The organism is Enterobacter sp. SENG-6 (assembly GCF_001605945.1).
Taxonomy (GTDB): domain Bacteria; phylum Pseudomonadota; class Gammaproteobacteria; order Enterobacterales; family Enterobacteriaceae; genus Enterobacter; species Enterobacter cloacae.
This window is the reverse complement of sequence record NZ_LOMM01000011.1, coordinates 182,285-205,100: the sequence shown is the minus strand read 5'-3', so window position 1 is coordinate 205,100 and position 22,816 is coordinate 182,285. Positions and strand designations below refer to the sequence as shown.

Here is a 22,816-nt window from a genome sequence, read left to right as displayed (position 1 = left end):
GAGAGTGTATATCACTAACGGTGGGCCAGTTTAGCACAAAGAGCGGAAATCCCCAAATTCCAGCCAATTCTTAGTCAGCTTGCTTACGCAGGAACGCCGGGATATCCAGATAATCAGGCTCTTTCGCCGTTTGCGGCGTTGGGTCATTAACCACTTTCGCGGCCGGTTTTTGCTCCTGAGTCAGAGGAGACATACCGTGCTGCTGGTAACGATCCATTACCGGTTGCTGAGTCTGCTTGTTCGTCACCAGAGTGATTTCAGGACGCTTGTCCATACCGATACCGGTCGCAACAACCGTTACACGCAGCTCGTCGTTCATTTCCGGGTCAAGGGAGGTACCGATTACCACGGTCGCGTTGTCAGAGGCGAACGCACGGATGGTGTTACCCACGGTTTCGAACTCATCCAGACGCAGGTCAAAGCCAGCGGTGATGTTGACCAGCACGCCACGCGCACCCGACAGATCGATATCTTCCAGCAGCGGAGAAGAGATAGCCATTTCAGCCGCTTCTTCCGCACGGTCTTCACCGCTCGCCACGCCGGAGCCCATCATCGCGTAGCCCATTTCGGACATCACGGTGCGAACGTCAGCAAAGTCAACGTTCATCAGGCCAGGACGGGTAATCAGTTCAGCGATACCCTGAACCGCGCCTTTCAGCACGTCGTTTGCTGCGCCAAAGGCATCCAGCAGAGAGATACCGCGACCCAGCACTTTCAGCAGCTTGTCGTTCGGGATGGTGATCAGCGAGTCCACATGCTTGGACAGCTCGGTGATACCCTGCTCCGCGAAGGCCATACGTTTCTTGCCTTCAAAATTGAAAGGCTTGGTCACGACAGCAACGGTCAGGATACCTAAATCTTTAGCCACTTCAGCCACAACAGGTGCTGCGCCGGTACCTGTACCGCCACCCATTCCTGCTGCGATGAAGACCATGTCCGCACCTTCCAGTGCAGCACGTAGCGCTTCACGATCTTCTTCAGCCGCATTGCGACCTACTTCCGGGTTAGCTCCTGCGCCCAGACCTTTGGTGATGCCACCACCGATCTGGATAGTCTGGCCGACTGCCGTCTTACGCAGTGCCTGTGCATCGGTGTTAACCGCAAAGAATTCAACACCTTCAATGCGCTCGCGCACCATATGCTCTACGGCGTTACCGCCGCCGCCACCGACGCCGATGACTTTAATCACCGCGTCGTTGGTCAGTTCCATAGGTTCAAACATAATTTCTCTCTCCGTTGTGCCTGTCGCCCGAGACCGTTAATTCTCTCCGGTCTCTTAAAAAAATTAAAACTCTTTTCGCAGCCAGTTGTTCAGTCGTTTGACCCACGACCCCACTGAGACGCGTTTTTCCACTTCTGCTTCACCACTGAGATGGGATTCTTTCCCGTAGTGGAGCAGGCCCACAGCCGTTGAATAGTAAGGCTCCTGGGCATAATCCGTTAAACCGGTAATATTCAGCGGTGCGCCAATACGCACCTGCGTATGGAACACACGCTGCGCACAGGCCGCAAGACCTTCAATTTGCGCTGCACCGCCGGTTAATACAATCCCCGCCGCAAGATGATGTTTTACGCCCTGCTGGCGAAGCTGTTCCTGTAACTGCAAAATCTCTTCGTTGACCAGGTTGAGCAGCTCGGTATAGCGCGGCTCAATCACCTCTGCCAACGTCTGGCGCTGCAGGCTACGCGGCGGACGGCCGCCCACGCTTGGCACTTCAACGCTCTCATCTTTGCCAACGATAGACCCCAGCGCACAACCGTGGCGCACTTTAATCGCTTCTGCATCGCTTGGCGGCGTACCAAACGCGTAGGCAATATCGCTGGTCACCACGTTCCCCGCGTAAGGGATCACTTTGGTGTGGCGCAGGGCACCGCCGGTATACACGGCCATATCCATTGTACCACCACCAATATCGACCACACAGACGCCCAGTTCACGTTCATCTTCGGTCAGCACGGAATAACTAGCCGCCAGACCTGCGAAAATAAGTTGGTCAACTTTCAGGCCACAACGTTCAACGGCTTTTACGATGTTCTTCGCCATATCGTTATGACATGTGATCAGGTGCACTTTTGCCTGCATACGCACGCCAGACAGACCAACCGGGTTCTTGATCCCTTCCTGGTAGTCGATCGCATATTCCTGCGGGATCACGTGCAGCACGCGATGCTCATCGCGCACGCGCACGGACTTCGCCGTATGCACTACGTTTTCAACGTCTTCCTGCGTCACTTCTTCTTCAGAAATGGGCACCATGCCGATTTCGTTCTGGCAGCTGATATGCTTACCAGAGAGGGCCAGATAGACAGAGGAAATCTGGCAATCTGCCATTAATTCAGCCTGATCGATGGCGCGCTGTACGCATTTCACCACCGACTCAAGATCGTTTACCCCACCTTTATCCATACCACGGGACGGGCAGCTGCCCACGCCAATGATATTGACCATACCGTCGGGCAGAACTTCCCCTACTAAAGCGGCAACCTTCGCGGTGCCAATCTCCAGTCCAACTACCAGTTTTCTGTCCGTCGCCTTGATCATTGTTGTTCTGCCTGTACCTGTGCCTGATTCTGTTGCTGATTAGGTTCCTCGACCGGAGCCGGTACCCAACCGACTGCTGCGCCTGAGTCATAGCGCAAATCAACGTAGCTTATCCGTTTGCCGTCAGTCTGTGCCTGCTGCTGTAAAACCGGGTAAAGTTCTACAAAACGCGCCAGACGCTTCATCGTGTCGCCGCGGCCAAGGTTGAGCTTAATGCCATTCGTTAAGGTGAGCTGCCACGAACGGCGCGCCGTCATCGCAGCTTCTTTTAACGTAAACCTGTCCTTCGCCAGCACTTGCCCCATCTCGCGAAAACCCTGTAACACTTCGTTTTCGCTGCCTTCAGGACCATACAACATCGGTAAATTTTGCTTGTTGACACGATCGGCCGGGACGCTGAAGGAATTTCCGTCTACGTCAACCATGTGCTGATCATTCCAACGCGCAATGGGCACATATTCAACCAGATGAATCTTCAATTCATCAGGCCATTGCTTTCTTACACTCGCCTGTTTTATCCAGGGCAGACGTTCAATCTGACTCTGGATAATGTTGACATCCTGCGTCATAAAGGTGCCAGGCGACCCCAGTGCCAGAATCGACTGGCGAATATCATCGTTACGCGTGTAATGGCGTTCACCGGTGACCACCAGCTTCGACAGCGGCAACCGCTGCGCATCTTCCATCCAGCCCAGTACCATCCAGCCGCTGATAAACACGGTGCACAGCACCCCGAGCAGGAAAATAATCCCTGCAAGACGCGTTCCATTACTCCGGCGTGAAGAAGAATATTCTTCCTCGTCATCGCGGTTGCGCGTGTTCAATGCAGCCTGAGACATATCAGCCCGCCTGGTCCAGAATACGTACGACTAACTGCGAGAAGCTCATCCCCGCCTGACGCGCGGCCATCGGCACAAGGCTGTGGCTGGTCATGCCTGGAGAGGTATTTGCTTCCAGCAAATAAAATTGCCCATCGCTGTCGAGCATCACATCAATGCGTCCCCAGCCACTGCAACCAAGAACATGCCAGGCTTTAAGCACCAGGGACTGTAAATCCGCTTCACGTTCTGCTTCAAGACCCGCTGGGCAGAAATATTGCGTCTCGTCAGAGAGATACTTCGCCTCATAATCATAGAAGACGCCAGCAGGTTGGATGCGAATCGACGGTAAAATTTCTTCACCAAGCATCGCCACGGTAAATTCCGGTCCGCTGAGCCATTTTTCAATCAGAACTTCTTCATCGTGTTGAAATGCCAGCGCTAAAGCAGACGATAAATCGTCAGCTTTATCAACTTTGGACATCCCAACGCTCGACCCTTCACGGCTGGGCTTTACAATAACCGGTAAGCCCAGCTCAGCAATGCGTGCATTAACGCTATCCTGAAGGCCCATTTCAAATTCGCGGCGCGTCAATGCAACCCACGGCGCAACCGGCAAACCCGCTCCCTGCCACAGCAGCTTACTGCGCAGTTTATCCATTGAGATGGCGGAGGCCATCACGCCGCTGCCGGTGTAGGGCATACCGATGAGATCCAGCAACCCTTGCAGGGTACCGTCTTCTCCCCCACGACCGTGCAGAGCAATAAAGACTTTATCGAAGCCCATTGCTTTCAGCTGCGTTACATCGACCTCTTTCGGATCGACCAGATGTGCATTAACGCCAGCCTCACGCAGGCCCGCCAGTACCGCAGCGCCTGAATTCAGGGAAACCTCGCGCTCGGCGGAGGTGCCGCCAGACAGGACAGCAATCTTATCAGCCATGATGCTCATCCTCCTGAGTTTGCGGCTTCAGTTTGATTTCAGCTAAGGTACGGGCGATTTTGCCGATATTTCCCGCGCCTTGAATCAGAATCAAATCGTTACCTGTCAGTACCGGCGCCAGAATCTCGGCGACCTGAGCAGGATCCGAAACCAAAATAGGGTCTACTTTACCGCGTCCGCGAATGGTTCGACACAGAGAACGGCTGTCCGCGCCTGGGATCGGCGTTTCACCTGCAGAATAAACATCCAGCATCAGCAATGTGTCCACCTGGGACAGCACGCTGGCGAAATCGTCATACAGATCGCGCGTACGCGTAAAACGGTGTGGCTGGAAGATCATCACCAGGTTCTTCTCTGGCCATCCCGCACGTGCGGCCTTAATGGTCGCGTCTACTTCGGTTGGATGGTGACCGTAGTCGTCCACCAGCATGGCGGTGCCCGGTTTACCGTTCACCGCATCCAGCGGGAATTCGCCAAGGAAGTCGAAACGACGCCCGGTTCCCTGGAAGCTTTCCAGAGCACGCAGGATTGCATCGTCATCAATGCCTTCTTCTGTTGCGACGGCCACCGCCGCGGCTGCGTTCAGGGCGTTATGACGGCCTGGTGCGTTCAGCGTCACGTGCAGCAGCTCTTTGTCCTGACGCGCCAGGGTGAAATGCCCCTGCGCACCAATCTGTTTGTACTCTTCCACGCGAACATCCGCGTCTTCACTGAAACCATAGGTGGTGATCTGACGACCAACCCGCGGCAACAACTCGCGAATGACCGGATCGTCCACACACATTACCGCGCGTCCATAGAACGGCAGGTTATGCAGGAAGTTGATAAAGGTCTGCTTTAAGTTCTCGAAGTCGCCCTGGTAGGTATCCATGTGGTCAGCTTCGATGTTAGTGACAATCGCCACCATCGGCTGCAGATGCAGGAACGACGCATCGCTCTCATCCGCTTCCGCTATCAGATAACGGCTGTGGCCCAGACGCGCATGCACACCTGCTGCTTTTACCAGACCGCCGTTGACGAACGTCGGGTCGAGACCCGCTTCGGCATAAATACTGGAAACCATCGCCGTGGTCGTGGTTTTACCGTGCGTCCCGGCAATCGCAATCCCGTGACGAAAACGCATCAGCTCTGCCAGCATTTCCGCGCGGCGGATCACCGGAATACGCGCTTCATGCGCGGCCACAATTTCCGGGTTATCAGAGGAGATGGCGCTGGATACCACCACCACACTCGCATCGCGCACATTTTCCGGGCGATGGTTGAAATAGATAGTCGCCCCAAGCGACGCCAGTTGCTGCGTAACAGGGTTTGGCGCCAGGTCAGACCCGCTGATCTGATAGCCTTCGTTAGCTAACACTTCGGCAATACCGCCCATGCCAGCACCACCGATGCCAACAAAGTGAATGTGCCGGACGCGACGCATCTCGGGCACGATTGAACGCAGTTTTGCCAGTTGTTGTGTATTCATTCTCTAAACGCCATCGACTACTTAAAAAAATCGTGCAGCGCAACACGCGCTGCGAGGGTTAAGCCTGGGCTGCCAGGCTCACTTCTTTTGCCACCCGTTCCGTTGCATCAGGAATGGCCGCCGCACGTGCGCGTTGCGCCATCTCCATTAATGTTTCCCGGTTCCAGCCCGCCAGGGTGGTGGCGACCGCATCGGCGGTAAATTGTGGCTGCTCGAATATTTTCGCGGCACCGGCTTTTTCAAGCGGCAGCGCATTCCAGTACTGCTGACGATCTTTGTGCTGGAACGGCACAAACAGAGCCGGTAAACCCGCGGCGGCAATTTCACTCACCGTTAATGCACCGGAGCGACACACCACGACATCGGCCCAGGCGTACGCTGCCGCCATATCGTCGATAAATTCCGTCACTTTGTGCTGCGGCTGACCTTCTGCCGCATAAGCCTGCTCAACGGTCTGCTGAGCGCCTTTTCCGCTTTGATGCCAGATGGTCACGGCATCACCCAGCTTTGCGGCAACCTGCGGCATCGTCTGGTTCAGGATGCGTGCGCCCTGCGATCCGCCGACGACCAGCACGCGAACAGGGCCTTCACGGCCAGCCATGCGGGTATCCGGCAACGGCAGCGCCAGCACATCCACACGCACCGGGTTCCCGACGACGTCCGCTTTCGGGAACGCACCAGGAAATGCCTGCATCACTTTGGTGGCGATTTTCGCCAGCCACTTGTTGGTCAGTCCGGCAATACCATTCTGCTCATGCAGTACAACGGGAATGCCCAACGACCACGCGGCAAGTCCACCCGGACCGGAAACATAACCGCCCATGCCCAGCACCACATCCGGCTGAAAGCGCTTCATGATGCTGCGTGCCTGACGCCATGCGTTGAAAATGCGCACCGGCGCCAGAAGCTGGGCCTTAATGCCTTTGCCACGAAGGCCAGAAATACGAATAAAGTCGATCTCAATACCGTGCTTCGGTACCAGGTCGGCCTCCATGCGGTCTGCGGTTCCCAGCCAGCGTACCTGCCAGCCCTGATCCATTAAATGGTGCGCAACCGCCAGCCCCGGGAACACATGTCCACCGGTACCGCCTGCCATCACCATTAACCGCTTCGGTTGATTCATCGTGAACCTCGTGTAAACGCCTGGGCTTTTTCCAGACGCGTTTCATAATCTATACGTAACAACATCATGATGGCCGTCGACATGATCAACAGACTGGAACCACCATAACTGATCAACGGCAACGTCAGGCCCTTGGTCGGCAGCATACCCGCTGCGGCCCCGACGTTAACCAATGCCTGGAAGCTAAACCAGATACCAATTGAACAGGCTAAGAAACCTGAGAAGCGGTGATCGATCTCCAGCGCTTTCCGCCCAATCGACATGGCGCGGAAAGCGACGAAGAATACCATTAATAGCGCTAATACCACACCGATATAACCCAGTTCTTCTGCAATAATGGAGAAGATGAAGTCAGTATGCGCTTCGGGTAAATACTCCAGTTTCTGAACCGAATTGCCCAGGCCTTGTCCCCAGACTTCACCGCGGCCAAACGCCATGAGTGACTGCGTCAGCTGATAGCCACTGCCAAACGGATCTTCCCACGGGTTCCAGAACGAGGTCACACGGCGGATACGGTATGGTTCAGCAAGGATCAGCAGGACAACCGCTGAAATACCCATCCCGATAATGGCGATGAACTGCCACAGTTTCGCCCCCGCCAGGAACAGCATCGCCAGCGTCGTCACAAACAGTACCACCACGGTACCAAGGTCAGGCTGCGCCAGCAGCAAGACCGCCAGCACCAGAATCACGCCCATCGGTTTCAGGAAGCCGCGAAGGTTGTTACGCACTTCATCTACTTTGCGCACCAGGTAGTTCGCCAGGTAGCAGAACAGGGACAGTTTGGTAAATTCTGCAGGCTGAATACGCAGCGGACCAAAGGCGATCCAGCGCGATGCCCCGTTTACGGAACTCCCCACCACCAGCACGATCAGCAGCATGATGATCGAGGCGATCAGCATCGCGGTACTGTGTCGCTGCCAGAACGCCATCGGCAGACGTAAGGTTATCAGCGCAAGACAGAACGCCAGGATGATGTACAGACCATCACGCTTGGCAAACAGGAAAGGATCGTTCGCCAGTCGCTGCCCGACGGGCATTGATGCTGACGTCACCATAATAAAGCCGACCGCCGCCAGCCCCAGGGTGAGCCAGAAGAGCGTGCGATCGTACATGATCAGGCTGTCGTTATCTTTCTGACGAGAGCCCATCACCCAGCCTTTCAGTGCCGCAAACAACCACACCAGGACACCAAATCCTGGGAAGCGCGGCATTTTCAGGCGAGGGAGAGATAAACGCATCAGCCTAACTCCTTCGCCAGGCGGGTAAAGAGATCACCACGCTGTTCGAAATTCTTGAATTGATCAAGGCTGGCGCATGCCGGAGAGAGCAGCACCATATCGCCCGGCTTCACGCGAGGAGCAATCAGGCGCATTGCCTGTTCCATGGTTTCGGTCTGCTCGGCGATCTCAGGACGCAATTCCGCCAGTTCCCTGCCATCACGACCAAAGCAGTAGAGACGGATGTTATCGCCGGAGAGATACTGCTTCAGGGAGGTGAAATCGGCGGATTTACCGTCGCCACCCAGCAGCAGATGCAGAGTACCTTCCACCTGCAAACCATTCAGCGCGGCCTCTGTACTGCCTACGTTGGTGGCTTTGGAATCATTGATCCAGCGTACGCCGTTATGCTCCAGCGCCAGCTGGAAACGGTGCGCCAGACCGGTAAAGGTGGTTAGCGCCTGCAGGCTGGAGGAGCGTGGCAGACCGACGGCATCCGCCAGCGCCAGCGCCGCCAGCGCATTGGTGTAGTTATGCTGACCGGAAAGCTTCATCTCCTTCACGTTCAGCACTTTCTCACCTTTCACCCGCAGCCAGGTTTCACCCAGCTGACGGTTCAAATGATAATCACCCATAGTGATACCAAAGCTGATGCAGCGGTCATCGGCACCGCGTACCGGCATGGTCAGGGCATCATCGGCGTTAACGACGCAGACTTTGGCATTTTCATATATACGCAATTTGGCTGCGCGATACTGCTGTAGACCAAACGGATACCTGTCCATATGATCTTCGGTCACGTTCAGGATTGTGGCCGCGGCAGCATGCAGGCTGGAGGTGGTTTCCAGCTGGAAGCTGGAGAGTTCCAGCACGTACAGCTCGCAGCCTTTGTCCAGCAGCATCAGCGCGGGCAAACCAATGTTGCCGCCAACGCCGACATTTCTGCCCGCCGCTTTCGCCATCTCACCCACCAGGGTAGTGACGGTGCTTTTTCCGTTAGAGCCGGTAATGGCGATAACAGGCGCCTGCGCTTCGCGGCAGAACAGCTCGATATCACCGACAATCTCAACGCCCGCATCCGCCGCGGCGCTCAGTGAAGGGTGCGCCAGCGCCATACCGGGGCTGGCCACAATCAGATCGGCTGCCAGCAGCCAGTCATCATTCAGACCACCAAGGTGGCGTTCAACCTGTTCCGGCAGTTTGTCCAGACCCGGCGGAGAAACACGCGTATCCATCACCCGCGGCGTCACGCCGCGCGCAAGGAAAAAGTCCACGCAGGACAGGCCAGTAAGGCCCAACCCGATGATAACGACTTTTTTGCCCTGGTAATCTGCCATGATTAACGTACCTTCAGCGTTGCCAGGCCAATCAGCACCAGCATCAGCGAAATAATCCAGAAGCGCACGATGACACGCGGCTCTGGCCAGCCTTTCAGTTCATAGTGATGGTGAATCGGTGCCATACGGAAGATGCGCTGACCGCGCAGCTTAAAGGAACCGACCTGCAGGATCACCGACAGGGTCTCAACCACAAATACCCCGCCCATGATGACCAGCAGGAACTCCTGGCGCAGCAGCACGGCAATAATACCCAGCGCGCCACCCAGAGCCAGTGAACCGACGTCACCCATAAAGACCTGGGCCGGATAGGTGTTGAACCACAGGAAGCCCAGCCCTGCCCCGACAATGGCCGTACAGACGATCACCAGCTCGCCCGCGTGACGCAGATAAGGAATGTGCAGATAGTTGGCAAAATTCATGTTGCCGGTCGCCCACGCCACCAGCGCGAAACCTGCGGCCACGAAGACCGTTGGCATAATGGCCAGGCCATCCAGACCATCGGTCAGGTTCACCGCGTTACCGGTGCCCACAATCACGAAGTACGCCAGCAGAATGTAGAACAGCCCCAGTTGCGGCATGACGTCTTTAAAGAACGGCACCACCAGTTCGGTAGCGGGAGTGTCTTTTCCGGCCAGATACAGCGCGAAGGCCACGCCCAGCGCAATCACCGACATCCAGAAATATTTCCAGCGGGCGATCAGACCTTTCGTGTCTTTACGTACCACTTTGCGGTAATCATCAACAAACCCAATGATTCCGTAGCCCACCAGCACAGTCAGCACACACCAGACGTACGGGTTGGATGGATAGGCCCACAGCAGCACGGAAACCACGATCGCGGTCAGGATCATAATCCCGCCCATGGTTGGCGTACCGCGCTTGCTGAAGTGCGATTCCGGACCATCGTTACGCACAACCTGGCCAAAAGAGAGTTTTTGCAGACGGGCAATCATGCGCGGGCCCATCCACAACGAGATGAACAGCGCAGTCAGCAGGCTGACGATGGCGCGAAACGTCAGATAGGAAAAGACGTTAAAGCCTGAGTAATATTTGACCAAATGTTCGGCCAGCCAAACTAACATGTCCCGTTCTCCTGTAATGCGTGCACTACCTCTTCCATGGCGGCGCTACGTGAACCTTTCACTAACACAGTCACAATTTGTTTTTCAGCAATCAACGTCTTCAGACGTTCAATCAGTGCGGCTTTATCGGCAAAATGTTCGCCAACACCGCTGGCATGGCTAATCGCCTGGCTCAGTTTTCCTGCGCTCAGTACGCAATCCAACCCGGCCGCTTTCGCAGCTTCACCCACTTGGGTATGACAGGCTTCGCTCTCATCGCCCAGCTCGGCCATATCGCCAACCACCATCACGCGATAGCCTGGCATTTCGGACAACACCTGTACGGCTGCCGTCATCGAACCGACGTTCGCGTTGTAGGAGTCATCCAGCAGCAGTTTGTTTTCTGCAAGCTGGACTGGGAACAGACGTCCCGGTACGGCTTTTAAATTCGCAAGGCCAGTTTTGATCGCGTCATGTGTTGCGCCGACGGCCATCGACAGCGCCGCGGCAGCAAGCGCATTGGCGATGTTATGGCGACCCGGCAGCGGCAGCAGAACCTCAATGCCTCCCGTTGGGGTATTGAGCGTGAATTCCGTGCCATGCGAAGTCACATGGATATGGGTCGCGGTAAAATCACTGTCTGCCGCATTAGGCGAGAAGCGCCACGTCTTACGTGAACCGATGATGCTCTGCCAGTTCAACCAGTCGTTATTATCGGCATTCATAATGGCGATACCGTTATCCGGCAGGCCGGTATAGATCTCACCTTTGGCTTTCGCCACGCCTTCAAGTGAACCGAAACCTTCCAGATGCGCGGCGGCCAGGTTGTTCACCAGCGCAGCCTCCGGACGCGTCAGGCTGACCGTCCAGGCAATTTCACCCTGGTGGTTTGCCCCTAATTCAATCACCGCAAAGTCATGCTCTTTGGTGAGGCGAAGCAATGTCATCGGCACGCCGATGTCATTATTTAGATTGCCTGCGGTGTAAAGCGTGTTACCGCACTGACTGAGGATCGCCGCCGTCATCTCTTTTACTGACGTTTTGCCCGAAGACCCCGTCAGAGCAACAACGCGAGCTGGCACCTGCTGACGAACCCATGCTGCCAGTTCACCAAAGGCAAGGCGCGTATCCTTCACCACAATCTGCGGTAAATCGATATCGAGTTTGCGGTTCACCAGCAGCGCACCCGCACCATTCTCTTTCGCCTGTTCAGCAAAATCGTGGGCGTCAAAACGTTCGCCCTTCAGCGCCACAAACAGGCACCCGGCGGTCACTTTGCGGGTATCTGTCGTCACGGCGTCGATGGTCAGATCCTGACCATGCAACGTACCCTGCAGGAGGGTTGCCGCCTTGCCGAGCGTTAAGCTGATCATGCCACCACTCCCAACAGACGCGCTGCCGTTACACGGTCCGAATAGTCCAGACGACGATTGCCAACAATCTGATAATCTTCATGGCCTTTACCCGCCAGGAGCACGACGTCGTTCTCCTGCGCCTGCATGATGGCGTTGGTCACGGCTTCCGCACGGCCTTCCACCACGCGGGCACGTCCTGCGTCCAGCATACCGGCCAGGATATCGTTTATAATGGCGCGCGGCTCTTCAGTACGCGGGTTGTCATCGGTCACAACCGGAATATCCGCGAACTGTTCGGCGATGGCACCCATCAACGGACGCTTGCCCTTGTCACGATCGCCCCCACAGCCAAACACACACCAGAGCTTACCGGCGCAGTGCAGACGTGCCGCTTCAAGCGCTTTTTCCAGCGCATCCGGCGTGTGGGCATAATCGACAACAACGGTCGGTTTACCTGGTGCACTGAACACTTCCATACGGCCACAGACGGGCTGCAGACGCTCTGCGGTGTTGAGCAGTTCGGCCATCGGATAGCCCAACGCCAGCAGCGTTGCCAGCGCCAGCAGGAGGTTGCTGACGTTAAACGCCCCCATCAGGCGGCTTTCAATTTCGCCTTCACCCCAGGAAGAGGCAAAGCGAATCGTCGCGCCGCTGTCGTGATAATTAACCTCAACCGCCTTCAGCCAGCGGCCATGGCAGTTCGGATTGATATGGTCTTCCATCGACACCGCAACCGCATCCGGCAGCTTCGCAAGCCAGCGGCGCCCCACTTCGTCATCAGCGTTGATGATGGCCTGTCCATAGTGATGCGTGGAGAAGAGCAGCCATTTCGCGGCCTCGTAATGCTCCATATCACCATGATAATCAAGATGATCGCGACTCAGGTTCGTGAACACGGAGGCGGCAAATTTCAACGCCGCCACACGATGCTGTACCAGACCATGAGAGGAGACTTCCATCGCGGCAAAGGTCGCACCCTGCCCTGCCAGACCGGCAATCACATGTTGTACGTCAACCGCGGAGCCGGTGGTGTTTTCCGTCGGGCTCACTTTACCCAGCAGCCCATTCCCCACGGTGCCCATTACGGCGCCGGTTTCTCCCAGCAGTTGCGCCCATTGCGCCATCAATTGGGTGGTCGTCGTTTTTCCGTTAGTACCCGTCACGCCCACCAGACGCAGCTGGTCTGAAGGCTCGTTATAAAAACGTCCTGCCAGTGCGGAGAGTCGCTCATTCAACTGGCTAAGGTAGATAACCGGCACACCGTGCATTTCACGGATTTCACCGTCGGTTGCCTCATCTTTAGCCTCAGCAATAATGGCAGCTACACCTTGCGCAATCGCCTGCGGGATATATCGACGCCCGTCCGCCTGATGACCAACTACAGCCACAAAAAGATCGCCGGAAGCAGCCACACGGCTGTCCAGTACCATCTCCCGTAGCGCTCGCTCAGGTGCGTTTGGCACCCACGGAGCGAGAAGGTCGCGCAAATTACGATCTGCCACCTGTACCCTCGCCTTGATTAATTACAAATTCACTTTTTTCGCCCGTTGCCAGCGCGTCCGGTTCAACGTTCATGGTGCGTAATACGCCGCCCATGATGGCGCCGAACACAGGCGCTGAAACGGCGCCGCCGTAGTATTTACCCGCCTGTGGATCGTTAATGACAACCACCAGCGCAAAACGCGGATTGCTTGCAGGCGCAACGCCTGCGGTATAGGCAATGTATTTGTTGATGTAGCGGCCGTCTGGCCCCACTTTTTTCGCCGTACCGGTTTTAATGGCGATGCGATAGCCTTTGATCGCCGCCTTCACGCCGCCACCGCCAGGTAGCGCCACACTTTCCATCATATGCACAACGGTACGAACGATAGATTCCGGGAAGATACGCTCGCCCGGAACCGGTGGATCAACTTTGGTAATCGACAGTGGGCGATAGACGCCATAGCTGCCAATCGTTGCGTAGACTCGCGCTAACTGTAACGGGGTTACCATTAGCCCGTAGCCGAAAGAGAAGGTGGCCCTCTCTATGTCAGACCACCGTTGTTTTTGAGGATATAAGCCACTGCGTTCTCCGACCAACCCCAAATTGGTCGCCTTTCCTAGCCCAAAACGTGAGTAAGTCTCTACTAACGCTGAGGACGGCATCGCTAACGCCAGCTTTGAAACACCGACGTTACTCGACTTCTGTAATACCCCGGTCAGGGTCAATTCGCTGTAGCGCGCCACGTCTTTAATCTCGTGGCCGTTGATTCGGTAAGGGATCGTGTTCAGAACCGTGTTCTCATTGACGATGCCGCGTTGCAGCGCCGTCATCACCACCATCGGCTTCACCGTGGAGCCAGGTTCGAACACGTCGGTAATGGCCCGGTTACGCATTGCATCTTTTGCGGTACCAGTAAAGTTGTTCGGGTTGTAGGACGGGCTGTTGGCCATCGCCAGCACTTCGCCAGTGCTGACATCCACCAGCACGGCGCTGCCCGACTCCGCCTTGTTAAAGGCCACGGCATTGTTCAGCTCTCGATACACCAGCGCCTGCAGGCGTTCATCAATGCTCAACGCCAGGTTATGCGCGGCCTGGCTGTCTGTGGAAGAGATATCTTCAATCACGCGACCATAGCGGTCTTTACGCACGATTCGCTCACCCGGCTGACCGGTAAGCCACTTATCGAAGCTTTTTTCAACCCCTTCAATCCCCTGGCTGTCGACGTTTGTAAAACCAATGAGGTGAGCGGTTACTTCGCCGGAAGGATAGTAACGGCGAGACTCTTCGCGCAGATGGATACCCGGGAGCTTCAATTTTCTGATGTAATCGGCCATGTCAGGGTTAACCTGACGCGCCAGATAGATAAAGCGCCCTTTCGGGTTGGCGTTAACGCGGGAGGCAAGCTGATCCAGCGGCATTTTCAGGGCGTCAGACAGCGCTTTCCAGCGGTTGTCGAGCGTGATACCACCGGCATCGTGCAGCTCTTTCGGATCGGCCCAGATCGCCTTCACCGGTACGCTCACCGCCAGCGGACGACCGGAACGATCGGTGATCATCCCGCGAGATGTGGAGACTTCCTGTACGCGCAGAGAGCGCATATCGCCCTGGCGCACCAGCATGTCAGGCGCGATGATTTGTAGCCACGCCACACGTCCCAGCAGGAAGCCCAGCGCGAGTAAAATGCAGCCGCAAAGCAACGCAAAACGCCAACTGATAAAGTTGGCCTGTTCTTCCTGACGTTTTGGTTTTAGCGTTTTTGCCGCTGCTCTCATGCGTCGCGTTTTCCCTTATTTTTGTACTACGATATTTTCCTGGGAAGGATCAACATGCTGCAATTGCAGCTTTTCTGTTGCGATCCGCTCGACCCGGCTGTGATCGCCGAGGGCGTTTTCTTCAAGGATCAGGTTTCGCCATTCAATATCCAGCGCATCGCGTTCCAGTACCATCTGCTCGCGTTGCGCAGTCAATAAACGTGTGTGGTGGGCTGTCGTCACCACCGTTACTGCCGTCACAATGATGCAAATGAACAAGCAGAGTGGCAGCTTCCCAAACCGCAAAAGATCGTCGCCGATCACGCCAGGCAAGGCATGGCGCTCGTTGCTTCCTAACGAATCCTTAACTTTGCTTAGGGTCTCTGTCACTCTGCCGATCATGCGTTCGTCCTCTCTGCAATACGCAGCACTGAACTACGGGCGCGTGGATTCTCTGCCACCTCTTCTTCGCCCGGCATCAACTTGCCTAATGCTCGCAACTGACGGCCACCCAGCTTCCTGAGTTGTTCTTCCGTCATCGGCAGCCCTGCTGGCACCTGTGGACCGCGGCTTTGTTCACGCATAAAGCGTTTCACAATACGGTCCTCCAGCGAATGGAAGCTGATGATGGACAACCGCCCTCCCGGGGCCAGCACGTCGAGCGAGCTTTTTAGCGCCAGCTCTATTTCCTCCAGTTCACTGTTTACCCAGATGCGAACCGCCTGGAAGGTACGGGTCGCGGGGTGTTTGTGTTTATCCTTCACCGGTGTTGCCGCCGCAATCACCTCGGCCAGCTCTTTCGTGCGGGTCATCGGCTCAATACGATTGCGTTCAACAATGGCGCGCGCGATGCGCTTGCCAAAACGTTCTTCGCCAAAGGTTTTGATCACCCAGGCGATATCGGCTTCATCTGCGGTCTGTAACCACTCGGCGGCAGACTGACCGCGCGTGGGATCCATGCGCATGTCCAGCGGGCCGTCGCGCATAAAGGAGAAGCCGCGTTCAGCATCATCAAGTTGGGGTGAAGAGACGCCAAGATCGAGAAGAATCCCGTCGATCTTGCCCGTCAGGCCGCGCTCAGCAACGTAATCCGCCAGCGCAGAGAAAGGTCCATGCACGATGGAAAAGCGTGGGTCATCGATGGTTTGCGCAACAGCAATCGCCTGCGGATCGCGATCAATTGCCAGCAGACGTCCTTCCGCTCCAAGCTGGGAGAGGATCAAACGCGAGTGGCCACCGCGACCAAAAGTGCCATCAATGTAGATGCCGTCCGGACGAATATTCAGGCCGTTGACGGCCTCATCCAGCAACACCGTTGTATGTTTATAATTTTCCATCATATTTATAGAGACAAGTCCTGCAGCCGTTCCGACAAGGTAGCGGAATCAGACTGCTCAGCGTCGATATCTTCCTTGACCTGTTGATACCAGGTCGTTTCGTCCCACAGTTCAAACTTGTTGAACTGACCGACCAGCATCACTTCTTTGGTCAGACCGGCATGCTGCCGCAGCACGGGCGCAATCAGTAATCGCCCTGCACTATCCATCTGACACTCACTGGCATGCCCCAATAACAACCGCTGCACGCGGCGTTCCTGTGGGTTCATGCTCGACAGTCGCGACAGCTTTTGCTCAATAATTTCCCATTCAGGTAAAGGGTAAAGCAGCAGGCAGGGGGAGTTGATGTCAATGGTGCAAACCAGTTGACCCGAAGCGTTCTCGATCAGCTGGTCGCGGTATCGGGTTGGTACCGATAAACGCCCCTTACTGTCGAGATTGACTAACGTTGCTCCACGGAACATGCCAGTCTCACCCCTCCTCACCACTTTAACCCACAAATTCCCACCTAAAGGAGTTTACGGAGCGAGGGAAAAGCTTGTCAAGCCAGGACTCTCTCTATACGAACCCGAAAGGGCTCTATTTACAGAGATAAACAGTCCTGGTTAATAACTGCACAACTGGCGAGGCAAAATTAACGTTATGAATATTTGTAAGAAAAAAACCGAATATGCACACTAGCGTTAAGGCTCACTCAATATCATCGCATCGAAATATAAAGTGTCAGTTTGCGACGCGGGCAGCATTTTAAGACATATTCACAGGGGATAACAGCGCCACATTCACCACAATGCGCAATGAACGAACCGGCTGGCAGGCAAGCACGCTGGAGCAGGGGAAAAACGTCTGAATATTCATCGACCGGGCAGCTTTGTAACAAAACAATACAAAGACAGGCTTTATAAATCGTATAAATGTTCTTTCAAAGGCATTTTAAAACGCCTGAAAGAATAAAAAAAATAGCAGGTTCTGATTCCTAAGGAATCGTCCTAATTTTTCTCCGGGAATTATTTGACAGAATTATCCAGAAAAAAGAGGGAGCAGTTTTCGCTGCCCCGTCTCATTTCATTAATGGCGGCTTAAAATTCCGCGACGGTAGAGATTACGTTTGATGCGCGTCAGCCCCGGCTTCGGTTTACGTGGTTCATCAAGGCTCGCGAGAACGATCTCCAGCACGCGCTCCGCCACATCACGATGGCGCTGCGCGACGGCCAGGACCGGACATTGCAGGAAGTCGAGCAGTTCGTTATCACCGAAGGTGGCGATAGCGAGATCGGAAGGCAGCTTACCATCCCGACGCAAAGTGACATCCATCACCCCCTGCAGCAACGCAAATGAAGTGGTGAACAGCGCCTGAGGCATCGGGTGCGTCTCCAGCCATTTCTCGAACAGCTGCGCAGCGGCTTCGCGTTCATAACTGTTAGCATAAAGGTAGTGAACCTCGCGCGGATCGTCTTTCCACGCCGTTCTGAAGCCTTGCTCACGCAGGAAACTCACAGAAAGCTCAGGCAACGCCCCAAGATAGAGCACGGTTTCAGCCGGAAAGGTTCTCAGCTCCGCGGCCAGCATTTCCGCGTCATCCTGATCGGCACCGACGACACTGGTAAAATGCTCTCTGTCCAGGGCGCGATCCAGTGCAACGATTGGGAACGGATCGTTCGCCCAGCGTTGATAGAAGGGATGCTCGGGTGGCAAGGAGGTCGAAACGATGATCGCATCAACCTGACGCTGGAGCAGATGCTCAATACAGCGCATTTCGTTATCAGGCTGATCTTCAGAGCAGGCAATCAGGAGCTGATAGCCACGCTGGCGAGCCTGACGTTCAAGATAGTTAGCGATGCGGGTGTAGCTGGTGTTTTCCAGATCGGGGATCACCAGACCAATCGATCGGGTGCGCCCGGCACGTAAGCCCGCTGCGACAGCATTCGGGTGGTAGTTGTGCTCACGAACCACCGCCATGACTTTCTCAACGGTTTTGTCGCTGACACGGTACTGCTTTGCTTTACCGTTAATCACATAGCTGGCCGTAGTTCGTGACACGCCGGCTAGCCGGGCGATTTCATCCAGTTTCACAATTGCCCCTTAAAAAAAGAAAAGAGTCCATGGCCCTGTCAAGGTTATGGTTAAATCTTTTAACATCTAAACGCAGAATAGCTTTCGCGGCAACCGCTTTTATCTGTGTTATCGGCGTATTACGCAAAAAAAAGCCCGGCTTTGGTGACCGGGCTGAAAGAGGCGAACCTTATTGCCTGCTAACGCATGATTTTCTCGCCGCGCGAAAGACCGACAACGCCCGACCGCGCAACTTCAACAATTTTTGCTACATCCCTTACGGACGCCAGGAATGCGTCCAGCTTGTCACTCGTTCCCACCAACTGAACCGTATATAAAGAAGGGGTAACGTCGATAATCTGCCCACGGAAGATATCCGCGTTGCGTTTAACCTCTTCACGGCCGTAACCGCTGGCCTGAATTTTCACCAGCATGACCTCACGTTCTACATAGGCCCCCTGCCCCAGTTCGCTCACGCGCAGAACATCGACAAGTTTGTGTAACTGTTTCTCGATCTGCTCAAGCACCTTGGCGTCGCCGACGGTCTGAATCGTCATGCGCGACAGCGTAGGATCCTCGGTAGGGGCAACGGTCAGGCTCTCAATGTTGTAGCCGCGTTGTGCAAAGAGTCCAATAACGCGTGACAGTGCGCCAGACTCGTTTTCCAGTAGTACAGATAATATCCGGCGCATATCAGGTTCTCTCCGTTTTACTTAACCACATTTCGTCCATACCACCACCGCGAATATGCATCGGATAAACGTGCTCTGTACCATCAACAATGACATCCATGAAAACAAGGCGGTTATTTTTGACGTGTTCAAGCGCTTCAGCAAGTTTCGCTTCCAGCTCTGCCGGCTCGGTCACCCGCATCCCGACATGACCATAGGCTTCGGCCAGTCGAACAAAATCCGGCAGCGATTTCATGTAGGAGTGAGAATGGCGGCCAGAGTAGATCATATCCTGCCACTGCTTCACCATACCGAGATAACCGTTATTCAGGTTCAGAACCAGAACCGGCAGTTCATATTGCAACGCGGTGGAGAGTTCCTGGATATTCATCTGAATGCTGCCGTCTCCCGTCACGCAAACGACGGTTTCATTCGGCAGCGCAAGCTTCACCCCCAGTGCGGCAGGTAACCCAAAGCCCATTGTCCCCAGACCACCAGAGTTGATCCAGTGACGTGGTTTATCAAACGGATAATAAAGCGCGGCAAACATCTGATGCTGACCTACATCAGAGGTGACATAGGCTTCACCTTTCGTCAGACGCCAGAGGGTTTCGATCACCGCCTGCGGCTTAATGTTTTCGCTTTGGGTATCGTATTTCAGACACTGACGTGCTCGCCACTGCTCGATCTGTTGCCACCAGTCGCGGATCTCATCCAACGGTTGTGAAGGGGTTTCCTGCGATAGCAGATCCAGCATTTGCTCCAGAACCTGTCGCGCATCCCCAACGATCGGCACATCCGCCGGTACCGTTTTCGAAATAGACGTAGGATCGATATCAATATGCAGCACGGTGGCGTTCGGGCAGTACTTCGCCAGATTGTTGGTCGTGCGATCGTCAAAGCGCACGCCAACGGCAAAGATCACATCCGAATGATGCATCGTCATGTTGGCTTCATAGGTACCGTGCATCCCCAACATACCCAGAGCCTGGCGGTGCGTTGCCGGGAAGGCGCCCAGTCCCATCAGTGACGAGGCGACAGGAAGGTTTAGTTTTTCGATCAGCTCACGCAGTTGCGCTTCACAGGCTGAGTTAACCGCGCCGCCGCCGACATAGACCACCGGCTTTTTCGCAGCCAGAAGCGTGTGTAACGCACGTTTGATCTGGCCTTTGTGGCCCTGTGTCGTTGGGTTGTAGGAGCGCATGCTTACCGTTTCCGGCCAGACATACGGCAGCTTGTTTGCCGGGTTAAGAATATCTTTAGGCAGATCGACCACCACAGGACCAGGCCGCCCACTGGCTGCCAGCCAGAAGGCTTTTTTCAGTACGCCGGGAATGTCTTCGGTTTGCTTCACCAGGAAACTGTGCTTCACAACGGGGCGTGAAATCCCCACCATGTCGCACTCCTGAAATGCATCGTAGCCAATCAGTGACGTTGCGACCTGCCCGGATAGAATGACCAGCGGGATGGAGTCCATATAGGCTGTCGCAATACCGGTAATGGCGTTCGTCGCGCCGGGGCCGGAGGTGACCAATACCACGCCCACTTCACCCGTCGCACGCGCCAGCCCGTCAGCCATGTGCACCGCCGCCTGCTCGTGGCGCACCAAAACATGGTCAATGCCGCCTACCGTATGAAGCGCATCATAAATATCCAGAACTGCGCCTCCAGGGTAGCCGAACACCTGCTTAACGCCCTGATCGATTAACGATCGGACGACCATTTCCGCGCCAGACAACATCTCCATGCTTTGCCTCCAGGCATTTTGTTATAGACGAACTGCAGAATTCATTTCCACACCGTCTTACGATCGTGATGAACCAATCTTATATATTGCAGAGTGATCGTTACCTTAACCGCTCGTTTTGAGGCAGGCAATTAGCAAACAGGACGCGGCAAACGGGGTCAGAAGCACAAAAAGCAACGTTAAAGGGAGGATATGGTTAATTCCACTGTGATTCGTTCGTGAGGTGATAAATCATCGCTGAAAAGCGCAACCTTTCAGGAAATCATCTATTTTTGCGAGGCTGGCAGCAGCCAGAAAAAATAACAACAGCACAAAATACCGAAAATGAAAAAATACGCAGGATAAACCACACGCGCCGATGTGATTTATCCTGACGCGCTTATCGGCGGCAAATACTAATAAGCAGCTCTTCCATCCACTGATGGCCTTTATCCCGGCCTGCGGCTTCATGCCAGGAAAGATAACAGGTACGGCTATTGAGCTTGAGCGGCAACGGCAGAATTTGCAGATTTAAGGGTTCCGAAAACTCCTCTGCCAGCCAACGCGGGGCAATAGCGACCAGATGGGTCTGGGAAACCACATTTAAGACGCTGACCATGGCCATTCCCTGATAAGCCACGCTCGCCTGTTTATCCGCAGTGTCATACCACGGCAAACTAAATGAGGCGTATCGGTCGAGGGCAACAACAGCATGCTGCTCGTTATAAACATCACTTTCTCGCAGCGGCATATTCATTCGTGGATGTTTTTTGCTGGCGACCAGTACCATTTCATCTTTAAACAGCGGCACACAGGAAAATTCCGGACGACGGAACTCTTCGTATCCCAGAACGAATTCTGTTTCCTGATATCGAAGCTGATGTTCTGTGTTCTGATTAAGAGAAGATTTAAATACCAGTTGAATATTGGGCGCAATTTCTTCCACTTTATTGTAGATCACGGACGTCAAATAATTATCTAACGGGCTACATACACAAAGATGGAAAACACGCTCACTGCTTAAGGGCTCAAAACCCGATCCCGGCAGCTCATTTTGCACCAACTGTAACGCCTGGCGGATAGAGCCAAACAGCTGAAATGCACGCGCCGTGGGTTGAATCCCCCTGCCATAACGAACAAACAATTCGTCATTAAACATCACTTTAAGCCGGGATACCGCATTGCTGACGGCAGGCTGCGACATCCCCAGAGACTGCGCTGCCCGCGTGATATTCTGTTCCTGCATTACCGCGTCAAACACGGTCAACAGATTGAGATCCACGGTGCGTAACTGAGGTTTAACCCCATTATAACCCTGAGGTTGATTAATATTATTTTCTGGCACTCCTGGCTCCACTGTCACGCTAAACTCCCTTTGCCAAATTACAGTAATAATTTCGAAAAATATGATTTACCATGCAGATACAACCAGCGAAAGAGAATTGTTTAAAATTCGGAAAATATAAAGAGCGCATCATCAAAAGGGTGACTTCGCCCAGGTCATTGATGGTGAGATGAAATTCGGCATAAATGATATCAATGACATTATGGTTTGCATGAAACCATAATCAAGACAAATACACAATCGCCCTTCGGTTAATGATAACTTAAGTATTATTAAACTATTCACGTGAGCCATGCCAAACAATTAACAAACTCGCATCATTGCTCACGCTTTATTTACTGCATTTTTATTTGCAGCACTAATAAATCAATGAAATTAAAAACAATTCTTCTCAGGGCTCATCCATTACAGACGTATGTTGAATTGATACTAATTATATTTAAATCGTTCCGGAGATGAATCTCCAGTCCAAAAATAGACTTTTCAAAAGGCATGAAAGATAAAAACCAGCACAATTAGCTAAATCAAATTCTCTGGAACATCGTGCGATCGGGGTCGTTTTTGTTGTCAGGGGTTGACAT

At 54.3% G+C, this 22,816-nt stretch carries 19 protein-coding genes; all 19 read right to left on the bottom strand.

Annotation, left to right across the window (positions count from 1 at the left end):
* Positions 1–70 precede the first annotated feature (70 nt).
* Positions 71–1,222, bottom strand: coding sequence for a cell division protein FtsZ (gene ftsZ, locus AX755_RS07290; RefSeq protein ID WP_008501978.1), 1,152 nt, complete (start codon positions 1,220–1,222; stop codon positions 71–73).
* Between the two features lie 63 nt (positions 1,223–1,285).
* Positions 1,286–2,542: a cell division protein FtsA gene (ftsA, locus tag AX755_RS07285; RefSeq protein WP_006173845.1), complete on the bottom strand. Its 1,257-nt coding sequence runs from the start codon at positions 2,540–2,542 to the stop codon at positions 1,286–1,288.
* Complete coding sequence (ftsQ, locus tag AX755_RS07280) at positions 2,539–3,381, bottom strand: cell division protein FtsQ (RefSeq protein WP_013095577.1); 843 nt, start codon at positions 3,379–3,381, stop codon at positions 2,539–2,541. Before ftsQ ends, ftsA begins: the two co-directional genes overlap by 4 nt.
* 1 nt (position 3,382) lies before the next feature.
* Positions 3,383–4,303: a D-alanine--D-alanine ligase gene (locus AX755_RS07275; protein WP_057071073.1), complete on the bottom strand. Its 921-nt coding sequence runs from the start codon at positions 4,301–4,303 to the stop codon at positions 3,383–3,385.
* Positions 4,296–5,771: a UDP-N-acetylmuramate--L-alanine ligase gene (gene murC, locus AX755_RS07270; protein WP_013095575.1), complete on the bottom strand. Its 1,476-nt coding sequence runs from the start codon at positions 5,769–5,771 to the stop codon at positions 4,296–4,298. The genes AX755_RS07275 and murC overlap by 8 nt, the downstream gene beginning before the upstream one ends.
* A 58-nt stretch (positions 5,772–5,829) precedes the next feature.
* Positions 5,830–6,894 carry an undecaprenyldiphospho-muramoylpentapeptide beta-N-acetylglucosaminyltransferase gene (murG, locus tag AX755_RS07265; protein ID WP_013095574.1) on the bottom strand — a complete coding sequence of 355 codons (1,065 nt, stop codon included), beginning with the start codon at positions 6,892–6,894 and terminating at the stop codon, positions 5,830–5,832.
* Complete coding sequence (gene ftsW / locus AX755_RS07260) at positions 6,891–8,135, bottom strand: cell division protein FtsW (protein ID WP_013095573.1); 1,245 nt, start codon at positions 8,133–8,135, stop codon at positions 6,891–6,893. Before ftsW ends, murG begins: the two co-directional genes overlap by 4 nt.
* Positions 8,135–9,451 (bottom strand): UDP-N-acetylmuramoyl-L-alanine--D-glutamate ligase, encoded by a 1,317-nt coding sequence (gene murD, locus AX755_RS07255; protein ID WP_062856534.1) that lies wholly within the window; start codon positions 9,449–9,451, stop codon positions 8,135–8,137. The genes ftsW and murD overlap by 1 nt, the downstream gene beginning before the upstream one ends.
* A gap of 2 nt (positions 9,452–9,453) precedes the next feature.
* Positions 9,454–10,536, bottom strand: coding sequence for a phospho-N-acetylmuramoyl-pentapeptide-transferase (gene mraY, locus AX755_RS07250; RefSeq protein ID WP_008501985.1), 1,083 nt, complete (start codon positions 10,534–10,536; stop codon positions 9,454–9,456).
* Positions 10,530–11,888, bottom strand: a complete 1,359-nt coding sequence (gene murF / locus AX755_RS07245) for a UDP-N-acetylmuramoyl-tripeptide--D-alanyl-D-alanine ligase (RefSeq protein WP_020688495.1) — start codon at positions 11,886–11,888, stop codon at positions 10,530–10,532. Before murF ends, mraY begins: the two co-directional genes overlap by 7 nt.
* The gene (murE, locus tag AX755_RS07240) at positions 11,885–13,372 is read right to left on the bottom strand and encodes a UDP-N-acetylmuramoyl-L-alanyl-D-glutamate--2,6-diaminopimelate ligase (protein WP_013095570.1); all 1,488 of its coding nucleotides are present in this window, start codon (positions 13,370–13,372) and stop codon (positions 11,885–11,887) included. Before murE ends, murF begins: the two co-directional genes overlap by 4 nt.
* On the bottom strand, positions 13,359–15,125 hold the full coding sequence (locus AX755_RS07235; protein ID WP_023620014.1) for a peptidoglycan glycosyltransferase FtsI: 1,767 nt from the start codon (positions 15,123–15,125) through the stop codon (positions 13,359–13,361). Before AX755_RS07235 ends, murE begins: the two co-directional genes overlap by 14 nt.
* Positions 15,126–15,140: 15 nt before the next feature.
* A complete protein-coding gene (gene ftsL / locus AX755_RS07230) occupies positions 15,141–15,506 on the bottom strand; it encodes a cell division protein FtsL (protein ID WP_008501989.1) in 366 nt (121 codons plus the stop codon).
* Positions 15,503–16,444, bottom strand: a complete 942-nt coding sequence (gene rsmH, locus AX755_RS07225; RefSeq protein ID WP_013095568.1) for a 16S rRNA (cytosine(1402)-N(4))-methyltransferase RsmH — start codon at positions 16,442–16,444, stop codon at positions 15,503–15,505. Before rsmH ends, ftsL begins: the two co-directional genes overlap by 4 nt.
* Positions 16,445–16,446: 2 nt before the next feature.
* Entirely contained in the window at positions 16,447–16,905 is a 459-nt protein-coding gene (gene mraZ, locus AX755_RS07220) for a division/cell wall cluster transcriptional repressor MraZ (RefSeq protein ID WP_014830641.1), read from the bottom strand.
* 604 nt (positions 16,906–17,509) lie between these two features.
* The gene (gene cra / locus AX755_RS07215; RefSeq protein WP_013095565.1) at positions 17,510–18,514 is read right to left on the bottom strand and encodes a catabolite repressor/activator; all 1,005 of its coding nucleotides are present in this window, start codon (positions 18,512–18,514) and stop codon (positions 17,510–17,512) included.
* Between the two features lie 179 nt (positions 18,515–18,693).
* The gene (gene ilvN / locus AX755_RS07210) at positions 18,694–19,185 is read right to left on the bottom strand and encodes an acetolactate synthase small subunit (protein ID WP_008501994.1); all 492 of its coding nucleotides are present in this window, start codon (positions 19,183–19,185) and stop codon (positions 18,694–18,696) included.
* A 1-nt stretch (position 19,186) separates the two neighbouring features.
* Entirely contained in the window at positions 19,187–20,911 is a 1,725-nt protein-coding gene (gene ilvI / locus AX755_RS07205) for an acetolactate synthase 3 large subunit (RefSeq protein WP_013095564.1), read from the bottom strand.
* Between the two features lie 379 nt (positions 20,912–21,290).
* Positions 21,291–22,235, bottom strand: coding sequence for a transcriptional regulator LeuO (gene leuO, locus AX755_RS07200; RefSeq protein ID WP_013095563.1), 945 nt, complete (start codon positions 22,233–22,235; stop codon positions 21,291–21,293).
* Between the last annotated feature and the right edge of the window lie 581 nt (positions 22,236–22,816).